Genomic DNA, 1,094 nt, shown 5'->3' on the forward strand with positions numbered 1-1,094 from the left:
CATGACCCACGCTCAACTCCGAAGAGCCTGCAATGACGAGTCGAGTCATGAGTCAGTCGCGTCTCAGCTCGATCCGAATGAGGTCGGGGTCGAACTTCACGTGACCCGGCGCGATGGGCTCGATGGTCACCGTCACCAGCTCGTCCACGAGCATCCGGCGACGATCCATGTCCAGCGCCTTCCACTTCGACTCGACCACCTCGCGGCGCCCCGCAGTGCCGACCGGCTCGTCAACGTCCGCGAGCAGCTTCGCCGCCACCGACACCGAGCGGTCGAGCAGTTCCGCGTCGATCACGTCGATGCGCGCTTTCACGTCGTTGATCGCCGCCGTGATCTCCAGGACCGGCTGGTGGATGTCGCGCAGCAGCGGGCTCGGCTCCTTCACGCGCTCGACCAGGGCGTTCCGCTCGGTCAGCAGCTCCTCGCGGCCGGGTCCGGCGTCTTCGTGTGGCATCACGAGGTCGTGCACGTCCACCGAGGACAGACGGGTGAGCACGGCCTCGGTAACCATCGCATCGACGGGCTCGCGCTGGCGAGTGAGGTGGAGCTGCTCGCCGCAGCGATACGTCGGCTGCTTGCGGCCGTTCGTTCCCGAGACGAGCGTCGCGCCGCACTTCCCGCACAGCCCTATCGTGGACAGGAGGTACTTCGGCTGGTTGCATTGCCCGGCCGACCTCCGCACGTTGTCCTCCAGCTTCGCCACCGCGGCCCGCCAGGTCTGCTCGCTCACGATGGGCGGGAACATCCCATCCTGCACCGGGTAGAGCTCGCCCGAGGCGTAGTGCTTGATGTAGCCAGCGTAGAGCGGGTTCGCCAGCAGGTACCGCACGGCATCGACGGAGAACTCCGACCCGCGTGCGGTGAGGTGTCCGGCCTTGTTCAAGTCCTCGCGGATGCGCCGGATCGACAGAGACGGTTCGCCGAGGAACGCGTCGAACGCCCGCCGGACCGCCTCGGCCCCCTCGGGGATCACCTGGCCATCACGCGTCCAGCCGAACGCCTTCCGGGCCGACGTGGGGATTCCCTCGACCCGGCCGCGCCGGGGGGGGCTTGCTGCGATTCATTCCGCGCCGAGGGCGCCCCACCGGCAGGGC

General features: G+C 68.4%; 1 pseudogene. It reads right to left on the reverse strand.

The features are described 5' to 3' along the window. Positions 1-52: 52 nt before the first annotated feature. Positions 53-1,039 (reverse strand): annotated as a pseudogene (locus HMPREF3099_RS02320) (recombinase family protein); the annotation flags it as partial. Positions 1,040-1,094: the final 55 nt, after the last annotated feature.

Source organism: Kytococcus sp. HMSC28H12 (genome assembly GCF_001816045.1).
GTDB lineage: Bacteria > Actinomycetota > Actinomycetes > Actinomycetales > Dermatophilaceae > Kytococcus > Kytococcus schroeteri.